The organism is Pseudomonas sp. GW821-FHT02A08 (assembly GCF_059422045.1).
Map to the genome: position 1 here is coordinate 217,025 of NZ_JBWKWD010000002.1, position 24,880 is coordinate 241,904.

Annotated in this window: 21 protein-coding genes and 1 pseudogene; 11 read left to right on the plus strand and 11 right to left on the minus strand. The window is 53.6% G+C overall.

Annotation, left to right across the window (positions count from 1 at the left end; all coding sequences use genetic code 11):
- Positions 1–32: 32 nt before the first annotated feature.
- Positions 33–785: a 3-oxoacyl-ACP reductase family protein gene (locus AC07W4_RS02920; protein ID WP_495031425.1), complete on the minus strand. Its 753-nt coding sequence runs from the start codon at positions 783–785 to the stop codon at positions 33–35.
- A gap of 107 nt (positions 786–892) precedes the next feature.
- Between AC07W4_RS02920 and AC07W4_RS02925 the strand changes: the two genes are divergently transcribed.
- Positions 893–1,822: a LysR family transcriptional regulator gene (locus AC07W4_RS02925; protein ID WP_495031426.1), complete on the plus strand. Its 930-nt coding sequence runs from the start codon at positions 893–895 to the stop codon at positions 1,820–1,822.
- An 864-nt stretch (positions 1,823–2,686) separates the two neighbouring features.
- Here AC07W4_RS02925 and AC07W4_RS02930 read toward each other — a convergent pair.
- Positions 2,687–2,905: an alpha-ketoglutarate-dependent dioxygenase AlkB gene (locus tag AC07W4_RS02930; RefSeq protein ID WP_495031427.1), complete on the minus strand. Its 219-nt coding sequence runs from the start codon at positions 2,903–2,905 to the stop codon at positions 2,687–2,689.
- A 271-nt stretch (positions 2,906–3,176) separates the two neighbouring features.
- Between AC07W4_RS02930 and AC07W4_RS02935 the strand changes: the two genes are divergently transcribed.
- The 9 genes from AC07W4_RS02935 to AC07W4_RS02975 all read left to right on the plus strand — a co-directional run bounded on the left by AC07W4_RS02935 (position 3,177) and on the right by AC07W4_RS02975 (position 12,195).
- Complete coding sequence (locus AC07W4_RS02935; RefSeq protein ID WP_495031428.1) at positions 3,177–4,400, plus strand: ATPase; 1,224 nt, start codon at positions 3,177–3,179, stop codon at positions 4,398–4,400.
- 24 nt (positions 4,401–4,424) lie between these two features.
- Complete coding sequence (locus AC07W4_RS02940) at positions 4,425–4,988, plus strand: MarR family transcriptional regulator (RefSeq protein WP_495031429.1); 564 nt, start codon at positions 4,425–4,427, stop codon at positions 4,986–4,988.
- A 104-nt stretch (positions 4,989–5,092) separates the two neighbouring features.
- A complete protein-coding gene (locus AC07W4_RS02945; RefSeq protein WP_495031430.1) occupies positions 5,093–5,425 on the plus strand; it encodes a YegP family protein in 333 nt (110 codons plus the stop codon).
- A 243-nt stretch (positions 5,426–5,668) separates the two neighbouring features.
- Entirely contained in the window at positions 5,669–6,760 is a 1,092-nt protein-coding gene (locus tag AC07W4_RS02950; RefSeq protein ID WP_495031431.1) for a multiubiquitin domain-containing protein, read from the plus strand.
- Positions 6,757–8,130, plus strand: coding sequence for a ThiF family adenylyltransferase (locus AC07W4_RS02955; RefSeq protein WP_495031432.1), 1,374 nt, complete (start codon positions 6,757–6,759; stop codon positions 8,128–8,130). The genes AC07W4_RS02950 and AC07W4_RS02955 overlap by 4 nt, the downstream gene beginning before the upstream one ends.
- Positions 8,131–8,133: 3 nt before the next feature.
- A complete protein-coding gene (locus AC07W4_RS02960; protein WP_495031433.1) occupies positions 8,134–8,478 on the plus strand; it encodes a ubiquitination-like system serine protease family protein in 345 nt (114 codons plus the stop codon).
- Between the two features lie 48 nt (positions 8,479–8,526).
- Positions 8,527–10,383, plus strand: coding sequence for a hypothetical protein (locus AC07W4_RS02965; RefSeq protein ID WP_495031434.1), 1,857 nt, complete (start codon positions 8,527–8,529; stop codon positions 10,381–10,383).
- Positions 10,384–10,702: 319 nt separating this feature from the next.
- Positions 10,703–11,992, plus strand: a complete 1,290-nt coding sequence (locus AC07W4_RS02970) for a hypothetical protein (RefSeq protein ID WP_495031435.1) — start codon at positions 10,703–10,705, stop codon at positions 11,990–11,992.
- Positions 11,989–12,195: a hypothetical protein gene (locus tag AC07W4_RS02975; RefSeq protein ID WP_495031436.1), complete on the plus strand. Its 207-nt coding sequence runs from the start codon at positions 11,989–11,991 to the stop codon at positions 12,193–12,195. The genes AC07W4_RS02970 and AC07W4_RS02975 overlap by 4 nt, the downstream gene beginning before the upstream one ends.
- A 493-nt stretch (positions 12,196–12,688) precedes the next feature.
- Here the strand turns inward: AC07W4_RS02975 and AC07W4_RS02980 are convergent, their stop codons facing one another.
- The 7 genes from AC07W4_RS02980 to AC07W4_RS03010 form a co-directional block, all read right to left on the minus strand.
- Positions 12,689–14,311, minus strand: coding sequence for a hypothetical protein (locus tag AC07W4_RS02980; protein ID WP_495031437.1), 1,623 nt, complete (start codon positions 14,309–14,311; stop codon positions 12,689–12,691).
- A 624-nt stretch (positions 14,312–14,935) separates the two neighbouring features.
- Positions 14,936–15,838 (minus strand): hypothetical protein, encoded by a 903-nt coding sequence (locus AC07W4_RS02985; RefSeq protein WP_495031438.1) that lies wholly within the window; start codon positions 15,836–15,838, stop codon positions 14,936–14,938.
- Between the two features lie 555 nt (positions 15,839–16,393).
- The gene (locus AC07W4_RS02990) at positions 16,394–17,518 is read right to left on the minus strand and encodes a TniQ family protein (protein ID WP_495031439.1); all 1,125 of its coding nucleotides are present in this window, start codon (positions 17,516–17,518) and stop codon (positions 16,394–16,396) included.
- A complete protein-coding gene (locus AC07W4_RS02995; RefSeq protein WP_495031440.1) occupies positions 17,476–18,354 on the minus strand; it encodes a TniB family NTP-binding protein in 879 nt (292 codons plus the stop codon). Before AC07W4_RS02995 ends, AC07W4_RS02990 begins: the two co-directional genes overlap by 43 nt.
- Positions 18,351–20,267, minus strand: coding sequence for a TnsB C-terminal domain-containing protein (locus AC07W4_RS03000; RefSeq protein ID WP_495031441.1), 1,917 nt, complete (start codon positions 20,265–20,267; stop codon positions 18,351–18,353). The genes AC07W4_RS02995 and AC07W4_RS03000 overlap by 4 nt, the downstream gene beginning before the upstream one ends.
- Positions 20,251–20,871, minus strand: a complete 621-nt coding sequence (locus AC07W4_RS03005) for a TnsA endonuclease N-terminal domain-containing protein (protein WP_495031442.1) — start codon at positions 20,869–20,871, stop codon at positions 20,251–20,253. Before AC07W4_RS03005 ends, AC07W4_RS03000 begins: the two co-directional genes overlap by 17 nt.
- A gap of 383 nt (positions 20,872–21,254) precedes the next feature.
- Positions 21,255–21,467: a hypothetical protein gene (locus AC07W4_RS03010; RefSeq protein WP_495031443.1), complete on the minus strand. Its 213-nt coding sequence runs from the start codon at positions 21,465–21,467 to the stop codon at positions 21,255–21,257.
- Between the two features lie 350 nt (positions 21,468–21,817).
- Here AC07W4_RS03010 and AC07W4_RS03015 point away from each other — a divergent pair.
- A pseudogene (locus AC07W4_RS03015) lies at positions 21,818–22,480 on the plus strand (ATP-binding protein); the annotation flags it as partial.
- A 58-nt stretch (positions 22,481–22,538) separates the two neighbouring features.
- Here AC07W4_RS03015 and AC07W4_RS03020 read toward each other — a convergent pair.
- The gene (locus AC07W4_RS03020; RefSeq protein ID WP_495031444.1) at positions 22,539–23,753 is read right to left on the minus strand and encodes an aldose 1-epimerase family protein; all 1,215 of its coding nucleotides are present in this window, start codon (positions 23,751–23,753) and stop codon (positions 22,539–22,541) included.
- Between the two features lie 136 nt (positions 23,754–23,889).
- A complete protein-coding gene (locus AC07W4_RS03025) occupies positions 23,890–24,810 on the minus strand; it encodes a LysR substrate-binding domain-containing protein (protein WP_008050876.1) in 921 nt (306 codons plus the stop codon).
- Positions 24,811–24,880 lie beyond the last annotated feature (70 nt).

A 24,880-nucleotide genomic window follows, 5' to 3' on the forward strand; every position in this document is an offset into this window, starting at 1 on the left:
GTCATAATTCCTAGCTGAATGTGAGAGGTGGATCAGGCGGTCAAACCACCGTCGGCGACGATGTCTGCACCGGTAACGAAAGAGGCTTCAGGGCCTGCGAGGAACGCGACAACACTGGCAATCTCGTGGGACTGACCGTAACGGCCAAGCGCGATGCCGGGTTTCACGATGTCGCTCACGGGGCCGCCATCCGGGTTCATATCGGTATCGGTCGGGCCTGGGTGAACGGTATTGACCGTAATGCCTTTAGGCCCAAGATCACGTACCAGGCTTCGGTTGAAACCGGTGATTGCGCCTTTGGTCAGGGTGTAGAGGGATGCTGTCGGGAACGCGGCATAACGGGTCATGGAAGAACCAATGTGAATAATCCGGCCACCGTCTTTCATATAGCGAACAGCTTCCTGGGTGGCGACGAATACACCCGTGACGTTGACGGCAATCATGCGCTGGTAGTCTTCAAACTCGATGCCCTCAATCGGGCCGCCGAGGGCGAGGCCAGCGTTGTTCACCAGAATGTCGATACGGCCAAATGTTTCAACGGTCTGTGCAACGGCTACACGCACGGCTGCGGGATCACCAGCATCAGCCAAGATCGCAATGGCGCGTCCGCCTGCTTTGGCAATGGCCTGTACGACTTCTTCAGCCTTGGCCGACGAAGCACTGTAGGTGAGCGCAACCAACGCACCATCAGCAGCCAGGCGCTTGGCAACAGCAGCACCAATCGAACGGGAACCGCCAGTAACCAGGGCGACTTTTCCAGCAAGTTGGAGAGTTTTGATAGTCATGAACATTTCACTCTTGGGTTAAGGTGAAATCATCATGGCCTCGTGGGGATCAAATGATTAGAGTGCAATGACTTAAATCATTTTCAAGCATTAGTATCAGGTGATCAATGGAAACCTTGGCCAATCTAGAGTGTTTCGTCCGCAGTGCAGAGACTGGCAGTTTTTCCGCAACCGCACGCTACCTAGCGCTAACCCCAGCCGCTGTCAGTCGTAATGTGGCAATGCTTGAGCGAAACATTGGCGTGAGGTTGTTTCATCGGTCGACGCGGAAACTGACGCTGACCGAAGCCGGAGAGCATTTTCTTGCCTCGATTGGCGGCAATCTGGACGCCCTGCAAAACGCCATCAGCTCAATCGCATCAGATCACGGAGAACCCGCCGGGCTGCTGAAAGTGAGCATGTCCCCTACATTCGGCATCAGTCATGTGCTGCCGCTTCTCCCTGAATTTCTGGCCAAATACCCATTGATTCGCCCTGAGTGGCATTTCGAAAACAGGCAAGTGGATCTGATCGCTGAAGGGTTCGACGTAGCCATTGGTGGGGGGTTTGAACTAGCTCAAGGCGTTATCTCACGTCCGCTTTCCCCGGCTCACGTCATCGCTGTCGCATCACCGAAATACATGGTCGGGAAAACGTTACCGACTGATCCTGGAGCACTTGAAGATTTCAATGGAATCGTTATGCGGTCCGGTCGAACGGGCAGAGTCAGGCACTGGACCATGCGTGACAAGGACGGTGTAGAAATGGCTGCCCGAGTGAAGGAAAGCATCGTTGTCAACGATCCAGCGGCCATGCGCGAGGCCGCATTGTTGGGGTTGGGTGTCTGCTTTCTCGCGGTCCCTGATGTTCTGAACTGGATCGAAAGCGGTGACCTGGTTCGATTAGTACCGAACTGGTACGCCGATGCCGGTACCATTTCCATGTATTTCGCCACCCGCTCCCTCATGCCAGCCAAGACCCGAGCGTTCATCGACTTCATCAGTGAAGTGTTTGATCAGCAGCAACTCGCCCTGCAATTTTCAGGCAGAAAGGGCTGAGTTCCATTTTCACCCTCGATGAGTATCGGTGGAATTCAGCTTTCCATTCTGCGCTCCTCCAAAACAGTTTGGGTTCGATGTGGTTATCGGTACCGACCGGCAGCAATGGATCGCTCTCTGCCAGTCATAGCCACGCAGTGTGATAGTCAAATCCGATGCAAATGATTGGTCAGGTCGAATGCAATGGGTGGGCAAGTCCGTGCAATTACCCACATGCGTCGGCCGGCAGGGAAACCCGCCGGGCTGGCGTTGCTGAAGCGGCCCTGTTTGGAGTTCTTGATCGGCTTACGGCAAATCCGGACATCTAGGCTCACCCAAGAGTCTTCCGACTCGGAAACTTAAGCGTGCCCTGCACAGAGCGGGTGCTTGCCACCATTGGCGCGCACAACTGGCTTTCTTCATAACGTGCGGGAATGGGGTAAAGACCAGGAAAGAATGCGATTTTCTGTTCTATGAGATCAGCCACTTTGAGGTAGCAGTCGTGATAGTTTCCAGCAACGACTGGAATTACGTTGACACTAAGTGATCGCAGTAACGATGTGACAGGCGTTTCAGCTGCTTCAATTTCGAGTGACACATGATAGTAAAATACCTGCCCCGTTTGGTGCCGACGTCGCTGTTTGTGCAGCAACAGCCACCAGAGGTCGATCTCCGTAAAATCCAAGCCCAACCCAACTTCATATTTCTTCCTTGGTTGAACAAAGGCGAATATCTCCGCCAGACTGGCCTAACCCAACGTACAGAGCCGATAAATGACAGCATTCTATTGTCAGGTTTCTTTGCTCAGGATTTTTTCAATGACTAAATCCGAACGGGTTAACCATTGTGCCATTTATGACAGTAATTGGCGGTATCTCCCGAGCGCTACGCGCTCGGAGGGCCCGCTTTGCGAAAAGTGAATTTGTTGCGTTGTTCGCCTTGCACGGAATGAGTCGCTTTCTTGAGTGGCATAATGCCATGGCAGCGCAGGCAATCGACGCTACCCCATACCGCTACGTCACCGTGAAAAAGCTGGACCCTGTCTGCTTTGTCACTTCTGTCATGACCACCGAACAGAAACGTCGCGGGCAGGCTAAGAAACACCGAGACAATCGGAAATCAGCCTCAATTCGAGGCAAGGGGCTTGCTAAAGGCAAAAGAAACCGACTACTGTTTATGCATACAGTATTAATTACAAAGCCCGGCCCTGCTAGTGATTGCCCGTCGATTTAGGAGAGCCCCCAGCAGGACCACCGCTCTTTAACAACTCGCTTCCAGTGAGAAAGAACTAAAAGTTCACAGGCTCGTGTGGCCGTCGATCAAGATCGAGGACACAAAGGCGTATTTTTCTCAGTGCATTTAGATAGATGGCGTTTTGATTCCCTGGGCTCAGGAGTATAATTCTCGGGCCGTGCTGGGATCAGTTTCGGCGCAAGGAAAAGCGAAAAACTGGGCTTTGGAACTACCAAAGAAAGACTATAAGATCAAGAAGTTAAGCGAACTCTTCATGCGGAAAAGGATTGCCCAGATCTTAAACGATAGCCCGGGCTTGAAAGCTCGAGATATCGCCAAAGCTCTAAATTGTGAACGCCGAGAAGTCACTAAATGCCTCTACGATAATCTGGAGGAATTTGTACAGGACGAAAATTTCGTCTGGCTTCTGAAGAAAAATTCATGCCTCAAGATCGAGTTCACTGCCAGCCGTACCTGGATTACTCAGGAACATTTTGAGCGCTCGCTAGTCAAATATGGCTCACCGCTCGACAGTGCTCATGGTCATATCATTTTAAAAATCCCGAAGGAGCGCAAAGTTTTATTTTGTGCCGCCTCCAGAATTCTGGCACTAGCTAACCAACTAGCGGAAGTTAAGCGGACCGTAGAACTCGATTTCAGCGAGAATCCTGACGCACTTTCTTATTTGAATAGAGCCGGCTTCTTCGACCGACTCACCAAATCTATTAAAGTCCTACCCCGCAAACCTAGCAGTTCCACTGCACTGCGTCATAAAGCGAACACCACCAAACTGGTAGAGTTACTGCCTATCGACGCCGACAGTGATGAAAACGTACCAGAACGCTTTAAGTTGAGTTTTATTGATGCTTTTGGAAAGAATCATGCCCAAAAACTTCACAGCGTATTGGGAGAGTTGATCGGAAACGCCGAGGAGCATTCCGGCACGATAATCCCTGGCTTTGCGGGCCTCCAGAGCTACACGCTGAAGGGTTCCACGTCTATTGTGGCGGTCATCTCAGACTCTGGGAAAGGCATTTGCTCAACCCTCAGACCTGCTTTAGACCTGCATTTCCCGGACATTGCAAATCAATTCCCTAAAACGCTGGAAGCTTCAGATGCTCAACTCATCATTCATGCCATGCGTAAGGGCGGTTTGAGCAGTAGGGGTAAGGGAAAAGGTGGGGCGGGCCTTTACACCAGTAGCGGGTACGCGGAAAGTCTCAATGCGAAAATCAGTATTCGCCAAGAAGATTTTTTGGTTGCACTGACTTATAGAGACAATGACTTGCATAACCACAGTTGGTCATTAGGATTACCTCGGCTTCGCGGAACACATATCGTCTTTGAATTCAAACTTGACAAATAACTATATTCTGATTAAACTCAAGACATGAACGAGAAAACTTACATAATCGACCTTCAAGACTTCACGGATGGAAGCATTAACCCCTATGGTACTGCCAGGGGTAGGAAGGCTCATGCCAAGTTGTTGGAAAAGATTGCCTCAGTTATAGGCGTCAAAACAATTGGCATATCCCTCAAGAACATTGATGGAGCCGATGTTTCGTTTCTCCGCGAATCACTTATATTCACTTTTAAACAGTACGCGAAAAAAATCTCCTTCTTCATTTGTGATCTTGCGGATGAAGACATAATCGCTAACTTAGAAGGTGCTGCGATATCTGGAGATTTTCGAGTAACGTGCTGGATAGATGGCAAGTGCCGGTTTGTCGGCCCCGCGCCTTCTCCAGCCAGCCTTCCTCTGCTCGATGTCGTCTTGGCTAACCGCTCCGTTACCACCACCCAGGTCGCACAAGCGCTCGAGATGAGCGTTCAGAACGCAAGCACCCGGCTCAAACGTCTTTCTGAAGAGGGCTTCATAACCCGTGTGGAGATGTCGGCTGGTAGTGGCGGGAAAGAGTTCATCTACCAGGTGATTGGAAAATCTGTTTAAAGGGCTTGCTTTACCGAGAAAAAGGGGTATGCTTTTGAGCAAGCCCCTTTTTTTGGCCTGCCGGTAAACAGAATCACTGAACGAGAAAATAGCAGGGATGATCGATGAAAGCAGCGTACGAGGTTCGCAGAGCGGGGGACAACGGGTGGATTTTCCAGCTCAAGAGTGGGGACAACCAGGTGCTGCTTCAAAGCGATAGCTATCGAACCTTAGGCGGTTGCTTGAACGGTATCGAGTCCTGCAGAGAGCATTCGCCCTATGACAGATTCTACGGAAGGATTGAAAGTTCGTTGCATTTCACATTTCACGTGAAGGCTTCAAACAACAGAGTTATCGGCCTGGGATGCGCTAGCACATCAGCCGATGAAAGAGAGAACGCAATTGGGTTGGTGAAACGTTACGCCCAGATCGCACAAATCATAGATTGCACAAAGTAGGAGCTGACACGAAACAGACAGGGATATTACGAGAAAGACGATCCAATGTAGTTGAGAACCATAGCGCAACGCCACATTGCGCGAAGGGACCGAGTCGAGATGCCTCTAAACGAAAGCTGAGTATCTCCGCGTGATCCGCACCAGTCAAGTAATGGTTGGGACTCCTCTCCTCTACGGCTAATTCTGGCTGCCATTTAGCAAGCCACATAACCGCGTGAGCGGAAATCATTAGGAGATACACCCATGCAACATGAACAAATGCAGCACCAACAGCGCCACAACATCGAAGTGGCCAGCAACGACCTGGTTTATCGTCAGGTTCATCTCCAAGACAGCACCCCAACTGGTGCCCAAATCGCCGCGGCTGCGGGGTTCAAGCCCGACCAGTCACCGGTGATCTTGCAGATGTTCGAATCTGGCGCCCAGGAAGACATCCGTCCAGACGAGACAGCAACTTTGAGCGACGGGGTCAATCGCTTCATTGTCGTTGAGTCTGACCGCAAGTACCTGCTTATGGTGGATGGCGCACGCTATGAGTGGCCCAGCAAACATATCTCCGGTCACACCGTTCGCAAACTCGCCGATGTCGGGCCGGGTAAGCGTCTGCTGCTTGAGCGAGAGGATGAACCTGATCAGGAGATCGAAGACACTCATCTGATCAACCTGGACAAGGACGGAATCGAACGTTTCATCACTCGCAAGGCAATCTGGAAACTGAACATCCAGGGTGAAGTGTATGAGTTCGATAAGCCCATTGTGTCCGTGCGGGAAGCCATCGTAACGGCCAACTTGAACCCGAACCTTAGCTGGCAGATCTTCCTCATGGTTCGCGATCAACCTAAGCAGGCTCTGGAAATTGGCGACAACATCGATTTGCGTCCGGAGGGTATCGAAAAGCTCCGCCTGACTCAAAAGGATGTGAACAACGGGGAGGCGGCTCTGCCGCTTCGCCGTGATTTCAAACTGCTGCCTCGGGACGAACAGTATCTCGACACGGTTGGTCATCGGTGGGAAACCCGTAACACCAGTGAAGGGGGGCGTTGGTTGGTGATTCATGGCTACGCGTTGCCGGATGGCTACTCCGAAACGGTCGTTCAGATGGCCTTGAACATTCCCCCAACCTATCCCAACACCTTGCTGGACATGTTCTACCTTTATCCGGCCGTACGGCTGGCCAACGGTGCGGAGATCGCGCAAACCCACATCCCAGGCCACATTGATGGTGTGACGTTCCAAGGTTGGTCTCGTCATCGCAGCTGGGATCCGGCCACAGACAATGTGGTAACCCAGCTGGTCATGGCCGACGGTTGCCTGCTGAAGGAGGTTGGTCTGTGACAGCACAATCCCGCCTTGTGCTGACGGAAGAAATCCACGCCGCGCTCCGGGAACACCTGTTCCCGGGCGACGGTAAGGAGGCCGCAGCCATCCTCATCTGTACACGTTCGCCTGGCTCTGCGCTGAAACTTCTCTCGAAGAAGGTGATATTGGTGCCTCACGAAGAGTGCAAGGTTCGCAAGCCCGACGCGCTTACCTGGCCTGGCGAGTATCTAGAACTGGCGATAGACGAAGCGCTCCCGCAATCGCTGTCGATCATCCTGGTGCATTCGCACCCGGGTGGTTTGTTCGACTTCTCGTTGGCTGATGACAACAGCGATGAAAGCACTATGGTCTCGCTCGCCCAAGGGGCAGAGGCCATTCATGGCTCTGCCATCATGATTCCTGGCGGCGCCATGCGCGCCCGTGTCTACCATCCGGATTCGTCAGTAGAAGACATCGCGATTGTGAACGTCCCGGGAAACAACATCTGCTTCTGGCCATGTGATATGTCAGGACAGCAACCTGGTATGGCTTTCACCTCAGAAATGACAGTCTCCCTCTCCAAGCTGACCGCGGCCGTTATCGGCGTCTCAGGCACGGGCTCCGTCGTGACTGAACAGCTGGCAAGGTTGGGTTTCGGAAAACTCCTTCTCATCGATCACGATCAGGTGGAAGAAAAAAACCTGAATCGGATCCTCAACTCGACCCTCGCAGATGCCAAAGCTGGCCGCCCCAAAGTGGATGTCCTTGCCGACGCTGTTGAGCGTATTAGGGGCACCCGAATCGCTCATCCCATTAACGCTTCGGTTTTCGATAGAGAAACGGTTCTGGCGGTAGCTGATGCTGATGTCATTTTTTGCTGCGTGGATTCTCAACAGGGGCGACTGATTTGCGACCTCATGTCGTCATCCTTCCTCACCCCTTTGTTTGACGTCGGGGTGACAATCCCTACGAGGTTATCGCGTACGGGGAAACGAAAGATTCATGACGTACAGGGACGAATCGACTTCGTGCGTCCAGGTGGGCCAACGCTGAGTGACCGCAGAATTTACACGCCGGAATCCTTACACGCTGAGGAGCTGCTCAACTCAGACCCGGAGGCTCATCGCGACCGAGTCGCCAGGGGCTATATCACCGGAATGCATGAGGAGGCGCCTTCTGTGATCACGTTGAACATGCGAGCAGCCAGTGCATGCGTCAACGAGTTCATCGCCCGAGCATTTCCCTTCCGTGAAGAAGATAACAGCGACTACGCACAAACCCTCTTCACACTCTCAGGGTGTCTTGAGGACTTTGCGTCTGAGGCTTCCTTCGTCAAGAGCACTAACATGCTCCTCGGCAATGGTGATCACGAGCCGCTGTTGGGTCTACCACCTTTGGGAGTGTAAGAAATGGACATGCTGCGTGGACTCTGGCGCAGGCTGGTTTTGAAATTTGATGACGTCCTTCCGCCTAGGCGGTTGGTCGTTATCAAAGGAGACTCCCTGCCCAAAAAAATGCCAATTCGCTCCGTAATTCTGATGCAAGAGAGCCGAGAGGACTGGTCGGTTGGCCTGCAGTGTCCCTGCGGATGCGGGCGCACGATTGAGCTCTTGGTGATTGATGAGGCAAGTCCAAGATGGGATTACAACGTGGATGCCGAAGGCCACCCCTCGGTCCATCCATCGGTATGGCTGAAAAATGGCTGCAAGTCCCATTTCTGGCTCAAAAAAGGTCGGATTCAGTGGTGCAGTTAAGGGCACCGCTGGCCTCAATATTCAACGAGCAGAGCGACAGGTAGATCCTTGAATCTTCCCACAATGGAAATCTCATTAGATTCAGCACTAGAAATCGCAGTGCCGGATCAGATCAAGCGCGAAAAACTAGCTCTGTCTCGCTCGCGCAAGCGTTCGAGAGAGCTAGACCTCAAGCTCCCGCCCGGTGAATGGATTGTCTGGTGGTACAGCAAAATCGTCAGAAACTTCGCCGACAATACTGTTCCTTTGGTGAACGTCGTGTTTCGCGCTCTCGATGCCGACAAGCTGACAGACAAGATAGAAGTTCGTGAGATCGCTCTTAGTCGTCTGCGGTTGTACCAAATGGGTGTAATCCTCCAGGAGGGATACCCGGTCGCCAAGGTGAGCATGACCACTCAGTATTTCGATGTCGACTTCAGCTACGGCTGGAAATGGAATCGTGCTAGCCGATACCAGCTCTGTGCTCCTAGTAGCCCGTACCTTCTTCCTGAGCAATGCGACGACGACTGGCTGTTGAGGTTTACTTTGCCGGATGGCAAATCCTTGATAGTAAATTGCATTGATTTCCTGGTGAGCGGCTATTCGCTAGGTTCAGAAATTCCACGAATCTTGACCACTTACGAGTGGCCAGAAGTGTTGAGTCGTCTGCTGGCACAGCCAACCCCGCTGGAAGAGAGAAACTTGCCAGATCAGCTAGTCGTGTATCCGCACAGAGATATGCTGCAAAAAGACAAAGCTATCTTGGCGCTGCTCGCCAATGGAGACGGATGTGCGACGCGAGCTGCTAAACACCTTTTTAGCCAAGTGAACCCAAAAAGCTTCAAATCGGGACAGCCTCATAGTTTGCAGGTCAGACCGTGGTTTCTTGGAGCTACGACCCTCAAATGCCGCGGCTTCTGGACGCAAGGCAAAACCCAATTCATCTGCACGGCTTTGGTGGGCACTCGTGAGCCTCCAGGACTCAAGATCGACATCCGTCGCGTGGCGAACGCACGGGATGAGAATGCTCCCGGTGATTTGGCGACCCCATTGGAAAAAGGGCGGCGGCTTGCTGAGAGTGATCTCGACATCGTGATGACCGACTCGCATCAACCCATCAGCAACTACATCCATGAAGATATTGACGCTGAAGAGTTTGAATTCATTACCACGCGAGAAAGCACTCGCACAAAAGTGGAGAAGCCATTTGGCCAGGTGAGGTTCGTTCCAAAGGACAAGGACTTACCGGACAAATACGGAACTGGAGATAGTCAGGGCCAAGGTGACGCTACGACGAGCAAGATGACTGTCAGTGCAAATACGATCGACATTGAGGCCCAAGGCGCGCTGATAGAAATGTGGAAAGCCTTCAGCCGGATGGCACAACGGAAAAAGATCGATGGATTGTCCTGGTATGTGCCTGACGATGCCTACACAGAAGGTCCCCCAAAGTGTATTGCCTTCTCTGATAGGTTGGAGCTTGGCCCAACCTGGGAGCATAGAGATCCTCAAGCGCGGGCTGAAGAGTTTGAGAGACAAAATAAATGGATCACGATTAAAGAAGATGTTCGCCGGGGAATGATGTACCTCTTGGTAACCGAAGGCGCTGATTTATACCTAGTCGCAGAGATCCAGCGCTATCGCTGGATAGGTAAAGACCTCGAGCCAAAGGAGCAGTCGTTTTGCGGGCTGATCTGTCATATCCATGACCAAGACAGATCCCGGATAAAACAAATCTGCGGCCATATCGATCAAGAGCTGCCTGAGCACAACGGTGTCTTCAAAAATATGAGCTGGCCTTTTGATTATCAGTGCTACATTTTTCCGCACCATTGGGGGTCAGATTCTAATGCGCTTCTCGACAAAGCTGCAGCCAATGCTTTGAACACAATCATTGATTTGAAGCACCGTCGCGAGCGCACCTGAAGCTCAGCATGTAGCTGACCAGATCGAGTTGCGCGATGTAAACCCTGCACCCCAGCGCTCTCCGTCTAAGCTATCCAGTGCTCATCACATGAAGCGGATGCTGGGTGTAAGGCCAATGCGTGTTTATTTGAGCGTTTCAACGCTGAAGCCCAATATGCACCGACTACATCGTCTGTCATGCAGAAGCGATCGCTCAATGCTGCTTCCGTTTCCTGGCCCACATTTGAACCGGCCGACGAGGCAGGATCCTGTATAGCAATCGTCGCCTGCCTCAGGCATATTGCCATCATTCAGCCGCGATATTACGAAGGGAATTGGGATGACGGCAGAAATCGCGATTATGAGCCGAACTGCCGTGGTGCTTGCCGCCGATAGCGCCACGACCGTGACAACTTGGAAAAACGGGGAACTCGAGAAACGCTATTTCAAGGGCGCCAACAAGTTGTATGAGCTGTCCAGACAAGCACCAGTGGGGCTGATGATCTTCGGTTCAGCCGCGCTTCAAACCGTTCCGTGGGAGCTCTACATCAAGTCTTTTCGCGAAGATTTGGGCACCGAGCAGTTCGACAAGCTCGAAACCTACTCAGGAAAATTCTTCGACTTCGTGCAGCATAATGAGAAGCTGTTTTCAAAAGAAAGCAAGGTAGAAGCACTGCTCATGCTCGTTGGTGGAGCATCGTTCCGCCTGCAGCAGATGATCGCCGCGCACGTGGGCGTAGGTGACGTTCGAGGACTAGAATCTGTGCCAGCTCATGACATTGATGCTGCACTGACCCAAGCTGAGAGCGATGTCGAAGACTTGCCGCTCCATAGACTTCTCACCGAAGTAGACATCGCAAACGCAGTTTCAGAAACCACTGAGACGTGGGAAACCGTCGCGGCTCAAAGCATCGGGATTTTCATTCAAGACGATGCGCGTGCCTACTTGGTGCCACGATTTGTGAATGCACTCATCAAGCTAGCCGTCAAACAGTTCCTGAATTACGCTCCACTGACAGGGGTAGTGATCGCCGGATACGGCAAGGAAGAATATTTTCCTGTCCTTGAGGTGTATGACTGCTATGGGTTTCTTGGCGATAGATTGATCGTTGAGAAGAACATGAACGATTCCAAAGCGATGAACGCTTCGACGGCAGCAGTAATTCAGCCGTTCGCAACCACGCACATGATTGATACCTTTCGCATGGGCGTGTCGCCTGACGTTTTCGATACGATCTACGATTCCTCATTGGTAGCGTTGAATGAAATGGGCGAGCGAGTGATGAACGCTTGTGGAGCACAAAATCCTCTGTCTCAACAAGAGCTTGAACAAATCACACAGGAAACCCGGAAATTACACGCCGACCAATGGTATGAACAAATCCGAAACCAACATATATCTCCGCTCTCAAATATTATAAATTCCCTTCCCCTTCCAGATATGGCGGGCTTGGCAAGGAGCTTGATTGAGCTAGAGTCACTGAAGGAGCGTGTTACGCGCCCCAGTGAGTCCGTTTCGGGACCTATCGACGTAGCTGTGATTAGCAAACATGATGGGTTCGTGTGGATTGATCGAAAGCATTACTTCAAACCCGAACTGAATCCCCGTTTCTTCAAGCGAGCAGAATGATGGAATTCGAAATGAGCTTCTCAGCCCCCAGTCCTGTGGAAACCACCGCATCGGTTACTGCAAAAGACGCGTTGCGCTTTGAGAACCAACAAATCCGCCCAGCTCGTCAAGCCACTGATGCTAGCAGTTACGATCTGATGATCCGGCACATTGATAAAAAACCGAGCACTCGCGAAACGCTGCTTACGCTCGCCAGCTGTTGAAGATAAAACTCGCTCTTTACAGCGGGTGATGCAGCTATTTGAGCTGGCAAAGAAAGCCTGCGGTGACGCAGGTTTTTCGTTTTCCGCGTCCCTATGATGGTAAGCGTCCGCCAAACACATCTCGCCTGAATCAATTCCTAAGATTGACACGTGGAATACGCGACCGGCCAGCACTGCTGGCCAATTCAAGCAAACCTAACACCGCGTTCTGATGAATTTAAGGGTATTGCCCGTAACTGTTGCGAAATTGCACTCCACTTGACCACCGCTCACATTCGACCTTACCAGCCATTTGCATTCGTTCTGACCACCGGTTGCATCAAATTTGACCACCACGCTTTGCGGCCATGATCGGCAGAGAACGGCCAGGAGCAGTCCTTCACGGTGGGCAGCTGTCGACCCATTTGCGACATTCGGAGCCTCGGAGCTGGAGTCGCAAAGCAGTCGTAGGGAATGCGTCGATTTTGCTCACGCTCTGAACTCAACGTAGTTCTCAGAACGCAGCTTCCAGAGCAGCGTCGAGCTCCTCACTAAAGTGCCCCAGGTGAGCCCGATGCACATGGTCCTGTTCATCGAAGCATTGCTTCAGGATATACAGATAGTTGTTCTGCTCCCTGAAGCCGTAGGGTTCGATGAGGTGCGCCCGCATCACCCCGGCCAACGGCGCCAAGTGCGCATGCTGTTCCAGGTTCCGCAGGGTGGTGAGCGCCACACCAAGCAGTTCGACCTTGAGTCGGCGGGGCACGCGCGACGACATCAGGATGGCCTGGATAACACGGCCGATTGCTTCCGCGGCTTCGAAGGAAATGTGAATGTGATTGCCTTTCCGCTGGTCTGGAAGCAGCACGTCGCCAGGCTTAGTCAGAGCTTCGGCATCCATCACCCACACCGCAGTAGTGTCAACGACTTCGTACAGCAGGTAGCCTAGCGGCGTTGGGAACTCGTGGTTTTCGTCTTCCGGCCGAACTTCGCGAGCGCGGTCGACTAAGCGGCTGGCGAAATGAGGCATGTAGTGGAGCCACAAATGGTCGGCGACACGCTGATGTAAGCCCTCCAGAACCATGATCCTGAAGAACCGGATGCCCGCATAAACTGGGTCGTGGTGCTTTCCAACATCTTGAAAGGTCAACAGCCGTCCATTGAGCTTCTTTTCGAGAACTTCATCCGCATCAATTCGCGCGAGTACGGCCTCGCCGACAGATCGGTAAACCCCGAGACGGGCGGCCACATCAACATCGACACAATAGAACCGCAAGAGGCGGTTCTCATCAGGAAGCGCCAGGCGGTGCCCGCCCTCGCCGAAGTTGTCGTTGTTCTTGAGCTCGCTGTAGAAGACGCTAGCCTCATTGGCCAACAGTGCGTCGAAGAACTCGTCTTGGAAGTCTCCCACAAAGCGCTTTGCGCGCTCCATAACCTCCATACAAAGGTATGGTCGAGCGATGGCGAGGTGTCCGGCCAGGCGGCGGGATGACAGCAGTCGCTTCACGACGATTGCAGCACGGCGCTGCACCCGCTGCGAAGGGCCAACCAGGTCGGCAAGCCATTCGCGAAAGCTAAACCATTTGCGGAATAGCCGGTTCGTCGGAGCCCCCTCTCCTAACGAGATGGACCCGTCGTCTCGGAAGACGACTTGGAAGCCAGGACGCGGTGGCCGTATGGAGTTGGCCAAGCGACTTCGCACGCTCTTCGACGCCGCGAGGTTCAGCGCCGATGCGAGATGACGATGCAGCAAGTCGGCGAGTTCCTCGAGTTTCCCGGCGTGCAAGAGCGACGTGGTCAGGTCATCGAAGAGTCCGAGGCTCCACCGCGTCAGCCTCGTTCTGCGCGACCGCCAGTAGACGAACACGGCGAGGAGCAAGAACAGCAGGTACTGGGTGGCGCTCTTGTCGAAACCCCACAGCCAAGGTCCAAAGGTAGGGAATCCAAGTGTGGTGAGTACGGGCTCGAAGAAGAACCCATGGATGATGAGCAATGCGGTCCAGATGACCAGCCAGTCGAACCAGTTCAGGCTCAACCGAAAGCTGAGCCTAGCAGTGCTTGGCACGACCGCCCACACCGCGGCAATCAAGCCCAGCATGGTGAGTAGTGCACTAGTGTCGATGCCTGCAGGGTTCATAGGGTGATCCAACTTTGGGAATGGCTGAAGGGGTTCTAGGACTCTGCTGAGGCGTTATTGCACGTACGGAGCAGCACCGTCGTCACGGCCACGCCGATGACATAGCCATTAACACCACCCTCACAGCCCATATTGCGATTCGTCTGGGGGCGATATTAGTCCCGAAAGTCTCGCACGACTGGGACTTTGATGCTGCCGTAAGTTCAAAGCTTCCCCCGAAAGCAGACACCGACGACAGACCGCTCCTGGCCGTTCTCTGCCGGTCATGACCACGCAGCGTGATGGCCAAATCCGATGCAAATGACTGGTCAGGTTGAATGCAAATGGGGGGGCAAGTCTGTGCAAATACCCAACTGTCACGTTCACACTGTTTTGATAAGCGTCCTACAAGCCTTGTTTCGACGCCAAAAACTGCACCAAAGTCAAATTATGAATTTTCGCATAATTGCGCATAATGTTCGTTTTATAGAATTCGCGATCAATTTTAAGAGACGAACGGACACGAATACTCAAAATAATTACCTGCCGAACACTCAGCTCCGCTCACGTTGCTCGTCTGTCTAACGAGCAAGGGAGAGCAATTAACCTAGGTTCGTCTGATCCGGCACTTAAATCCTAGTTTGCTTAGGCTGAGTGCGGAGCCCGTCGCTCAGGGACCCAATACGCCTGTCCTTCAAACTTCACGATGACGCCACGCTGGTCACCCTCAGCCTGCTCCTCATACTGCAGCAACTCACGCGATGGGAGCTTGATTCTATGAAAATAGGCCATGGCCGCTCTGATCCATTCATCCTTCGTCAGCTCTCCAGAGGTCGTCACATAGAGTGATGCCAATTTGGCCTCTGCAACATGACTGGCAGCCTTGGCTAGCCATCCCCGGTCTAAGCGAGCGTCAAGTCGCAACGCATAATGGCGATTTAAAAAGCTCACGAAGCCAAACAGCGATGCTTGCAGGCCTGGTCGAGTGCGAAGAAACAGGCGCAGTACACGTTGGCTCGGGAGCGCCTGACCCGAACCGTCACAACGGCGTAAAAGGCGCAGTGCACAGCCAAGTGCCAGGCGAATCGTCCGTAGCTTCACAGAGCGCTCACTCAGCTCCCGCTGGTAAGCCTGAAGTGCTTCCTTGGCGACTCCGTCAGGAAAGTACTGCAGGAACTGACTGATACGACGTTGATCGCTTGAGTCCTCTCTGGCCTGCGAATCAACCACCAACCTCCCACACTCAGCGAGCCAGATCACCACTGAACGCGACCGCCGGAGCGTCTCCGCACCGAAATGGGCAACCAACTCGGCGTAAGGAGGTAACGACGCCCAATGCAGATGTAAGGCCTCCATAAATGGCTGGTAACGATGCATGTTCAATGCGGCAAACTGAGCCCCGCGACGTGCTTTGAGCCAGACAGAAAAGCCACCCATCGCTGTATAGAGGCGCTCGTCCCCAATCTCGCACAACAGACGGTCCCTTCGCGCCTCAAAAGATGAATTCCAGAAGCACTCCATGCAAGCGTTGCCCAACCCGGCAGGCATCAGCTTGTCGCAGCGTGGACAGGGAACCTCTCCTAATTCAAAACACTTTTTGCACAGCGCCGGTCCATCTACCGAAACGACCACCCTGGGCCGCCTGCAGGCAGAGCAACATGCGTTTTTCAACTTGGACTGACAGGCAGTACAACACCGTAGCAGTCGGTCGTCGACTTGAGTTCTGACCAAGCGAGTGGAAGGAGTTGCACAACGCTCACACGGCTGCGGCGTACTAAAATAATGCGCACAGGAGACACATGCAGGCCCTCGCGCCGTGAGTCTACCGATCTTCAAGCCGGAACGATGGCAACGAACACAGGGCTTCTTCACTTCGCATGTGCGGCAGATCGCGGAAGCATCAAACTGCGGAAGACGGGCAAAGTTGCCACAACCCGGGCAGATTTTTCGTTTAAACAGCCGGGCATAGCACGCTTCGCAGAATCGTTTTTCTTGGTAAACCTTCTTGGCCTTGCTCATCGCGCGCCCACACTCATGGCAGGTGCATGCAAGGGGTAGAGAACTAATCAAGACACCGTTCCTTCAACAATCGTTTTTTGTTGATCACAAGCGCCCCTGTGTACGAAGCATTTTTCTTTTGAAGCGCAACCAGGCCTTCAACACTGAGCACGGGGATTTGGGACTTGAGCACGATGGGGGGAGAGTTTTGACATAGCCGCGGCGCGGTCGCTGCGGCAAAAGTTGCGCTAGATAGGGTTGACCAGAACCAGCTACCGCATCACGAATTGAAGGGCATAATTGAGCACTTTCAGCTGCTATCCGGAAGCGATCAGCGCCGGCCAATAGGATTCGGCTCACTGCAGACAAAAAGTGCGATCGCTCCTCGTTACTCAGGCACTCCAACTTCAACCCAATATCCACCGCCGTCGTTAGCGAAGCGCTATCCACACCAACAGCGGCCAAGAATTGTTTTCCCGCGACCGAGGGGCTATTTGCCAATATGCGCACCAATCTAAACAGACCTTTCAGGAAAGAAAATCCTTCTGCTACGGGCATCACAGGCCAGTTGGGGCCGACCGGCCGCCCCTGAAGAATCAAATCGGCTTGTCGGATAAGTTCTATCTCGTCGGCTCCCCCGTCATGGGCATCAACCGCAGACAACAACCCAGCGCATTCATGGCACCGCGCAAGGTTACGAGCCCGATAATCAAGCCGATGTGGGGATATGACAGCGGAACAGTGGGGGCAACTATCGCGAAGTTTTACTCCATGATCAGGACAACAGGAGTACCAAGCCAGCCGCCATTGAAGTCGGTAGAAAGGGGACTCGGCAAAACAGCAAGGGCAATACTGCAAACCGCCGGCTCGACGCAGATTTCTCTCTCCCAGTGATAGCACCCAAGGCGTAATGCCCACTGGAGGAAGTTTCAACCCCATCGACACGCAGATTGGAACCAATGAGGAATCAATAAGCGCCGCGGCGGAAATGCCGGAGCGATCTTGCAGGTCGCTCAGACACAATGAACAGAGGTTCAAATCACAATCACCTGTCCATATCCGACGCTTGGGCCAGATATTGCGTGCCATCTCCACCGCATCGCAGGCATTGCTCAGAGCGCAGCGGATCAACCACGAAGAAAACAGCTCGTCACGCTGCATCACTGGCACCCATGGCCACTTCTGGCCTACTGGACGTACTTCCTCATGCCAGAAGCATCGGGAGACCATTGGTACTTCTCCAACAGCTCGAGATCGATCTTTTCCTTGCCCGTTTCGATAGCTTTGCGAGCACTGTGAAAAAGGATTTCTTCCACGTAGCCCGTAATACCTTGGCTTCGTTTAAGAATCAGCGCCGCAATCTCCTTGCTCGCAAGATTGGAGGGTTGCTTAAGTGGCAGCCAGGATTCAAAACCCTTCAGCAGTTGTCTGAAACCAAGAGAAGGTGCCCACACAGGAAGCTCCACTGTTACAAACCGGGCGGCGTATTGACGCTCAAGCATGAGCAACTTGTTGGCGCTGGGCATACCAACGCCGACGACTGCCAGCTTCAAGGTATTCGTCAGACACTTGATCTCATTCATGAAGTCGGCAACTTGCCGTGACGTTCCATTAGCTATAGTTTGAACTTCATCGATGATGAGCATCTTGGTATGGCCTGTCGTGAGAAGGCTCTCCACCTTGTAGCGCAGCTTCATCTCACTGGCATCGGGATTAAATGGTGAGTTGGAGCAGTTGAGGATCGAGCAATAGAACATTCGCAGGCTTGGTTTACTGACTTCGACCTTGATGATCGGCCGAATCCTACAACCATCCTCATTCACATATTCATCCCCATGCACCGCTATGAACCTGTCCACCAGGGATGATTTACCCATCCGGGACTCCCCAATGATGAAAAAGTCCGGCACGTCTCGATGACCACAGAGCTTGGCGTACAACTGCTCAAACAGGTTTTGTGAAAGCTCGTAATCAATCCATCGGGACTTGATGAACGCTAAGCGCTCAGCATCTGAAAGCTCCATGATTGGCCTGAATTCCTGCAGCAGATGAGAGTAGTTGCTCATGCCACACCTCCATACAGCGGAACATCGTCATCATCACCCCATGCATCATCGACCGGTAACACCGGTTGTGGCCTAGGAAGGCTGTCCCGTTGCTGCCCTAGTAGGACGGTTGCTGGCGTCGTGCCTCTGGCATTGTTCTTGGTCTTCTGCGCACTTCGTCTGGCCGCTTTGGTTCTGCTCGATTCCTCATCTTCGATAACTCTTCTCTCTTCGATGTGCCTCCAAATAGTGTCGTTGTCCACCGAAGCCAGGTTCTCTTTTTTCAGCTCGCGCTTGGCCTTAACGTATTCCGCCACGGAGACACTATTAAATCGCCCGTCCGCCAAAGGCACTCGGAAGTACCTATTAAGGCCCGGATCAAAAAACCAAATAAAGTTGATATCTCGCAGATCCCGCCGAAACAGAAATTGCATTTTTTTCCCCGTCTTTGGATCAACCTGGTTAATCCAGGGACGAAGCGCCTCTGCGTAATACATCGCATCCCACTCGACGCCGTAGGTCTGGATGGTGCGGTATTCAGAGGGTAAGAAGTCCAGTTGCAAGGACAAGGGGTCCTCAGGAATCGGCGGCATGCCACAAAATGCCTTCGGCCCCCAGAAGGCCTCACTCCACATGGCTATGGGAGGTTTGAACAAGATGCCGCTATGCGGCTTGTTGTTGTAGATCAAAATAGTGTGCACCAACCACTTCTCTAGCGCGTCAAAGCTCATCGTCGCCTCTTTGTCAGAATCGACGTCTCCACGACTGTTGGGGTTGCGCTGAGTGGCTCCTTGCAGCTTGCTGAATACCTTCGCGTTCTCCTCCATCAGCGACTCGATGTGTCCGCCCCAGTGAGGTCGCTTGCGAGGGCGGAACTGCCGCTCGATGTTGTGGGCAGTACAGGCCTGAATCAGGCTCTTGGTTTTGAAATCTGGTCCGTTGTCGCTGTGGATTTCGTACGGTAACCCCCAAACAGGCCATTCACCTGAAACCTGATGATGGGTGAGCCATTCATTCTTGGGCAGCATCGCTTGAACTAGACACATGGCTACTGATACTGCCGACGGGGCATCTAATGATATGAAGTAGCCGACGACCATCCGCGAGTACATATCGATGGCCATAGTCACCCACGGGCGGCCGATCGAGATGCGATGTACGTCATCAACAATCATGACGTCTGCCGGGCTGTGGTCGATCTGAATCCGGTGCAAGGGGTAGTCGGCAGAGTACTTACCGGGACGCGCCTCATAAGTGTCAGAAGCGATATCTGCATAGCCCCTGGCCTTGAGCACTTGTCTGGCAGGAACCTTCCTGATGCGCAGACTAACAGTTGGGATGGACGGAGCCTTGAGTCCTCGCAGTCGGCAGATCTTGGCCACTTCATCGTGCACGTCTTTAATCGTATACCGGCGAGTACTCAGGTAGAGCGTTTGAATGACATTGCCGATGATGTCTTCCACCTCGGTACAGACGCGTGCATTGCCTTTCTTCCAGCCTCGAGCCTGGGGCAACAGACTCAAGAAACGGCTGCCTTCGGTATAGGCATACAGCCATCGATAGACCGTTGCCTTACTGACGCCGCAGTCCTTGGCGCGCTTGAGCACAGCGCCTTCCACGTGCATGTCATTGGCCAGAAGTGGGGCGATAATGGCGTAGCGCTGTTCGGCAATTGCCCACTGTTTATCCGCGATTCGCGCCAAATCAAGGCCGCTTGCATACACACGCCCATTTTTGCCTTCAGGCCTTTTCAACTCAGCGATCGGCAGCAACTTGGAAATGCCCGACTCGACGTTCTGACCAAGCACATGGTGGAAATCCACCAGCAACGCGATTTTGTAGGTCTCCTTGTGATGGCGTACAAACTCACCCACTTGGATCTTCAAGGCTGTCCTGTTCAGAGCATGACTCTGGATCTCAGAAGCGCTCATCATGGCACCTCACGATAGAAAACTCGTCGAGTTCCTGGTCCAGATCGGTCCAAGTCTGGCCGGTGGCAATCAGGTGCCAGAGATGGGATCGGCCGATCGCCTCATGACCATGAAAATGTAGAGCCAACAACGCGTGAAAAGGCGCGCGCCGCATCATCGATAGTTTCGCCAGAATGACTTCCGTCAGATTCGGATCCAGCGCCATGTTCCGATAACGCTGCAAGAACTCGACGTTCTTCAGGCGGATACCACGAATGCGAGACTCATCGAAGATACGGAACTCCCACCCCTGATCACGGGCGAAACGCCACGCGGCTTTCCACTTGGGTAGCCAAAGTCGCCAGTTCTCTTTCCAGTCCTCACGAGGCTTTACTTCAACCAGTAGCGGTTTCAGATTGAGCTCTTCATCAAACTGAACGAAGAAGTCCGGGGTATGAATGTACTCACGCCCATTGTGAGCAGTGAAGGGAACCTGAACCGGCTGCGCCACAAGCGCGACCACTTCGGGGGATAGCGACCAGATCCGAATGAAATCACGCTCAAGGCCCGACTCGTAGTAAATGCCTTGGCCACGAAAGGGGAAAACACCGGAAAGGCTGCGCGTCATGGATCGGCTTTTTCGGGTCTGAGAGATCTCTTGACCCATGTAGACGGTAGAGGACATAGGGCACCTATGGGCTATTTTGCCAACGATGCTACCCAGCGCACTCTGACCTAAGGCTCGCTATTTGCCCCCTTTTAAGGGCATTGGTTCTACGAGTGGTCAAGCATCATGTCCGTTTGAGCGCTCCACAGAAAGCTGGGTTGCTCTGACGCATACCGAACACAACCACATTGAGGAAGGGAAGATAATTCTAGAACAGCGCGGCACATTTACAGATGCCCTTCGTCTGTAAAAACAGGCTCCTGAGCGGCCCGGTTCATGGGAGCAAGCCGATCAGCCACATTGCGTTGGAAACGCCTTAGTATTTGGCACTGCAATAGCTTTGATCAGAGGCCGTTAGACTTCAGCTTTGCAAAACCTTGCTTGATGTGGCCGGCGTTTTCACCAATCGCGAACAACGCACCGCGGACATTTTCTCCTACTTCGTTCAGCCCCTGCTTCTCGGCGTGGAGCGTCAGCTCCATCAACGCCGCCTCCAGTGCAAGCTGGTTTTCGTACATCCTTTCCAACACATCCGATAGCGAATATTCCCCTGACATTCTGATCTGACTCCGCTCCAGAAACGCCAAAGCATAGCAGTGGTGAGAGTACGTAACGGCCACCCTGGGGAAGGCCATGGGAGCGAGGTTCCAATACTTGCAGTGAATCAGAAAGAGGTGACAGAGAAGAACCAAGGCTAATCCGGCAGGTGAAGAACGGGAAAATACTCGACCCGAAACGCCCATCTCTAAACTTGACCAACTAAAAAAGATCTGGATTCAGGAAAGTCTCACCTATTACAAGCGCTCTCGGACCGAGTCTCGATTATTGGCGCGTATCGACTCATTTATTTCTTAGTGAAAAAGCGGAGAAATGCGACCTGTAGCTTTGGTTTTTCTCAACAAATTCTTTTTGTCCCAGTGGCTCGAAACCACAACCGGGCGAAATCACCCTCGCTCACCATGGCGTGCTGTTCCTCGATGAACTCCCGGAATTTGATCGCAAGGTATTGGAGGTGTTGAGAGAGCCGCTGGAATCCGGCCACATCGTGATTTCCCGCGCCAAGGACCGCGTACGCTTCCCGGCGCGCTTTCAACTGGTTGCCGCGATGAATCCCTGCCCTTGTGGATATCTTGGCGAACCGAGTGGCCGTTGTTCCTGTACGCCGGACATGGTTCAGCGCTATCGCACCAAACTGTCGGGGCCACTGCTGGATCGTATTGATCTGCACCTGACGGTTGCTCGCGAAGCCACGGCATTGAATCCTGCGTTAAAACCCGGCGACGACACTGCCACCGCCGCCGAGTTGGTTGCCGATGCACGAGAACGGCAACAAAAACGCCAAGGCTGTGCCAATGCCTTTCTCGACTTGCCGGGCTTGCGCAGACACTGCAAGTTATCCACAACAGACGAAACCTGGCTGGAGACGGCGTGTGAACGACTGACCTTGTCACTGCGAGCGGCCCATCGACTGCTCAAAGTAGCGCGCACTCTTGCGGACCTTGAACAAGTCGATGAGATCAGACGCGAGCACTTGGCCGAAGCGCTGCAATATCGGCCAGCAAGCCAGTAACCGGAATTTGTAAGTGTTTTTTCGACCAATAAGGCGGTTGTCGGAAAGATGGCGAAAATCAACCCTTGGTAAGGTCAACCAACGGCGTCTGCCGCACCTCAGTCTCCCGCCCGCCCTGAATCTCGCTAACCTGCTTCAGCGCCTTATCCACAGCGGTCTTATCCGCCAGCAAGCCGTAGCTGATGCGGAACTGCTTCTGCTCCTTCGGCCCAATTATTGGCACCAGGTTCAGTGGCCGCTGATACCGGCGGTTGTAGGAAAAACTCGTTCCCGGCTCCAACCCCGTGACGTAGCCCTGGCCTTGGGTATCGGTGTTTTTCCACAGGGAGAACACCGGCAGTGTTTGAGTGTTGAAACCGACCGAGACGCCCAGGCTGCCGGCCCTGTTATGCAGGACGGTCAATGTATCGCCCTTGGCATCGGCGTACGGCACTACGTTGTAAACCGTTTCGTCGTAGTCCTTGGTCGGTGCGCGATAGGTTTGCCAGTCCGGCAAATCGCCTTTGGCTTTATCGTTGAACGGCGACACCTGTTTCACCGGCGCGGCGAAGCGGGCGCCCTGCTCCAGGAATGGGGTGCTGAAGTTGCTGTGATACAGCGCCTGGTATTCCTTCGGATAATCGCCGTTGTTGGTCAGGGTGTCGTTGAGGGCGAACGCTACGCTGCCGGGCTCGGTGACCAATTCGGTCGCGACCGAGAAGTCGACTTTCTTGAAAGCCTGCTCTTTCAGCTCGCCGCGCAGGCTGATGGCGTACGGCGGTTTTTCATCAATGTGCAGGGTGACTTTGTTGGCCGGGATATTGGCGGCACGACCGTGCAGGGTCAGCAGTTCGCCGTTGTCGATGCCGGGGTGGCCGACCCATTCGTAGCCGCAGCGGGTGACCAGTTCATTGAAGCCTTCCAGCCAGCCCAGGCCACCACGGCCGTTGAGCTCGATGAAGGACGGATTGACCACTTCCTTGACTGGCGAATCCCAACCCATGCGCACGTTACCGACCGAGGCCTGCAGGACGTTCATGCCGCGAGTTGGAACTACCGAAAGTTTCATCGTGCCGTTATCGATGTCGACGATGCTGACGCCTTCCTGCCGACCGCCGTGCAAGGTGCGCAGGGTTACGCTGAAAGGTTTGTCGATTTTTACGCCGAGTTGCTGGCTGGTGATTTGCCAGTTCTGGGCGGCTTTGTCAGTGTCGAGCAGGACGTAATCCCAAGCCTGGGCTTGGGAGGCCGCGCACAGTGCGCTGAGGGCAGCGAAGTGTTTGAGTGGGGTCATGGCAATAGCCTTTCTTGGAGTTGTGCCATTTTTATAGACTTGATGAAACGTTTCAGCAAGCATAAAAATCGAAACATCGATGACAAATGCCAAGAAAGAAAATTGCCTGAAGCCGTCATTGCGCCGGCTTCATCGTTCAGCTCAGATGCACGACATCCGGCAATTCCATGGCCCGAACTTCGTTTTGCAGAAAGTCGCTGAGCCGGCGCATGCGCTCGCCGCCTGGCCGGGTTTTCGGCCATACCAGGTAGTAACACTCGCCACTGGCGACGGCGGTCGGCCAAGGCAAACTCAAGCGTCCCTGGGCGACATCCTCCGCGACCATCAGCAGATCGCCCATGGACACGCCATAACCGCGCGCAGCTGCGATCATGCCCAGCTCCAGGGTATCGAACACCTGTCCGCCCTTGAGCGACACCTGATCGGCCAGCCCCATTCGCTCCAGCCAGTTGCGCCAGTCGCGGCGGTCCGGCGTGGGGTGCAACAGCTCGCTGTTGTTCAGGCGCTCGACGTCCCAGGGTTGATCATTCAGCAGGTTGGGCGCGCCGACCGGGATCAATTCCTCGGGGAACAGGTAACTCGCCTCCCAGTCAGGTGGAAAATGACCGTTACCCAACAACACGGCGCAGTCGAACGGCTCGTCATTGAAATCCACCGAGTCGACGTCCATCCACGCACTGGTCAATTGCACTTCGTTGCCCGGCTGCAAGTGGCGGAAGCGACTGAGGCGCGCCAGCAACCAGCGCATGGTCAAGGTCGACGGAGCTTTCATGCGCAGGATGTCGTCTTCGGCGCGCAAGGTATTGCAGGCTCGCTCCAGGGCGGTGAAGCCCTCGCGAATACCCGGCAACAGCAGACGGGCCGACTCGGTCAGTTGCAGGTTGCGGCCACTGCGGTGAAACAAGCGGCAGGCAAAATGCTCCTCGAGCGTACGAATATGTCGGCTGACCGCGCTTTGGGTAATCGACAGCTCTTCGGCCGCGCGAGTAAACGAACTGTGCCGCGCCGCCGCTTCGAATGCGCGCAGTGCATACAAGGGAGGAAGACGACGGGACATTGGGAAAGCTCCTACTGCGGGGTTCGCCTAACCTAGCAGAAACTCCCTATCATGAGTTTGAATCATGCTA

Excerpts from the sequence above, each read along its gene's own strand:
- AC07W4_RS02925 (WP_495031426.1), top strand. The coding sequence starts at position 893 with ATGGAAACCTTGGCCAATCTAGAGTGTTTCGTCCGCAGTGCAGAGACT.
- AC07W4_RS03010 (WP_495031443.1), bottom strand. The coding sequence starts at position 21,467 with ATGTCAGGGGAATATTCGCTATCGGATGTGTTGGAAAGGATGTACGAA.
- AC07W4_RS02960 (WP_495031433.1), top strand. The coding sequence starts at position 8,134 with ATGGACATGCTGCGTGGACTCTGGCGCAGGCTGGTTTTGAAATTTGAT.
- AC07W4_RS03005 (WP_495031442.1), bottom strand. The coding sequence starts at position 20,871 with ATGACGCGCAGCCTTTCCGGTGTTTTCCCCTTTCGTGGCCAAGGCATT.
- AC07W4_RS03020 (WP_495031444.1), bottom strand. The coding sequence starts at position 23,753 with ATGACCCCACTCAAACACTTCGCTGCCCTCAGCGCACTGTGCGCGGCC.
- AC07W4_RS02945 (WP_495031430.1), top strand. The coding sequence starts at position 5,093 with ATGAAAGCAGCGTACGAGGTTCGCAGAGCGGGGGACAACGGGTGGATT.
- AC07W4_RS02920 (WP_495031425.1), bottom strand. The coding sequence starts at position 785 with ATGACTATCAAAACTCTCCAACTTGCTGGAAAAGTCGCCCTGGTTACT.
- AC07W4_RS03025 (WP_008050876.1), bottom strand. The coding sequence starts at position 24,810 with ATGTCCCGTCGTCTTCCTCCCTTGTATGCACTGCGCGCATTCGAAGCG.
- AC07W4_RS02975 (WP_495031436.1), top strand. The coding sequence starts at position 11,989 with ATGATGGAATTCGAAATGAGCTTCTCAGCCCCCAGTCCTGTGGAAACC.
- AC07W4_RS02985 (WP_495031438.1), bottom strand. The coding sequence starts at position 15,838 with ATGCCTGCCGGGTTGGGCAACGCTTGCATGGAGTGCTTCTGGAATTCA.
- AC07W4_RS02995 (WP_495031440.1), bottom strand. The coding sequence starts at position 18,354 with ATGAGCAACTACTCTCATCTGCTGCAGGAATTCAGGCCAATCATGGAG.
- AC07W4_RS02970 (WP_495031435.1), top strand. The coding sequence starts at position 10,703 with ATGACGGCAGAAATCGCGATTATGAGCCGAACTGCCGTGGTGCTTGCC.
- AC07W4_RS02940 (WP_495031429.1), top strand. The coding sequence starts at position 4,425 with ATGAACGAGAAAACTTACATAATCGACCTTCAAGACTTCACGGATGGA.
- AC07W4_RS03000 (WP_495031441.1), bottom strand. The coding sequence starts at position 20,267 with ATGATGAGCGCTTCTGAGATCCAGAGTCATGCTCTGAACAGGACAGCC.
- AC07W4_RS02990 (WP_495031439.1), bottom strand. The coding sequence starts at position 17,518 with ATGGTCTCCCGATGCTTCTGGCATGAGGAAGTACGTCCAGTAGGCCAG.
- AC07W4_RS02950 (WP_495031431.1), top strand. The coding sequence starts at position 5,669 with ATGCAACATGAACAAATGCAGCACCAACAGCGCCACAACATCGAAGTG.
- AC07W4_RS02980 (WP_495031437.1), bottom strand. The coding sequence starts at position 14,311 with ATGAACCCTGCAGGCATCGACACTAGTGCACTACTCACCATGCTGGGC.